The sequence below is a fragment of the Neglectibacter sp. X4 genome (assembly GCF_009917365.1).
Taxonomy (GTDB): domain Bacteria; phylum Bacillota; class Clostridia; order Oscillospirales; family Acutalibacteraceae; genus Acutalibacter.
The window spans coordinates 1-854 of sequence record NZ_QWLE01000198.1 but is presented as its reverse complement, the minus strand read 5'-3'; the positions used below and the strand labels follow the sequence as shown (position 1 = coordinate 854).

At 65.1% G+C, this 854-nt stretch carries 1 protein-coding gene; it reads right to left on the bottom strand.

All coding sequences use genetic code 11. The features are described 5' to 3' along the window. Positions 1 to 854, bottom strand: an 854-nt coding sequence (locus tag D1841_RS17645) for a DUF6273 domain-containing protein (protein WP_160644972.1), incomplete at both ends; no start/stop codon positions are given.

Genomic DNA, 854 nt, shown 5'->3' with positions numbered 1-854 from the left:
AGTGCCCCATTGGCTTTTACGAAGTGTTTCCGCCATCCGGAGCTGTAATACATGGTGCGGGTGAACCAGTCCGCCGGCTCCCCGTCCACACGGCAGATGCGCCGCTGGGCCGCCCCAGCCCCAGTGAAGAAAGCAAGGGCAGCGCCGTCCTTATAGGTCTGGCTTATGCCTGTTTCAATGGCGGACAGCAGGAAGCAGGAGGCGGCATAGCCGTTTGCCCCGGAGGAGACGGCGTTGCCTGTGCTGCTGATATGGGGCAGCTTTGCCCGCCGGATATAGGGGCGCAGGGTGAAATCTGTCATGCAGGCATATTTCTGGTCCAGCTTGCCCCCGGGCGCCCCGCTGTACATTTCAGCAGGCATGCTCTCCGCTTCCACCCCGTCCAGGGCCATGCACCAGGCGCCATCGCATTCCTCACTGTAAAGGGCGGAGGGCTTCCCCTGCTGGACTACAGCCAGCAGCCTGTCTTTGCCGCCCAAGCGCACCTGCAGCAGGTCGCCTGCCAGCAGCTCTCCCGCTTTCCGGGGCGGGGGCGCGTCAAACAGCAGGGTGTAATACCCATCCTCATCCGGTTCATCCGACACCCGGACAGTTCCCGCAAGATTGCAGCACACCACCAGCCCGATGCTGCCCCCCTGGTTTGCAGGGAAGCTGACATTCCCCTGGCCGCTGCCCAGCACCGTGCACACCTGCCCGGCAGTGTTTGCCACCGGGGTGCGGGTGCGCCAGGGCCAGGGCTGGGTTTCCCCGTAGGGGGTATCCTCATAGGTGCTGCCGGCCGCGGCAGAGGCGGACACGCACCGCTGCCGGGCGGCGTCGCCTGTAAACAGGGCAAGGCGCGCCCCTTCGGCTAT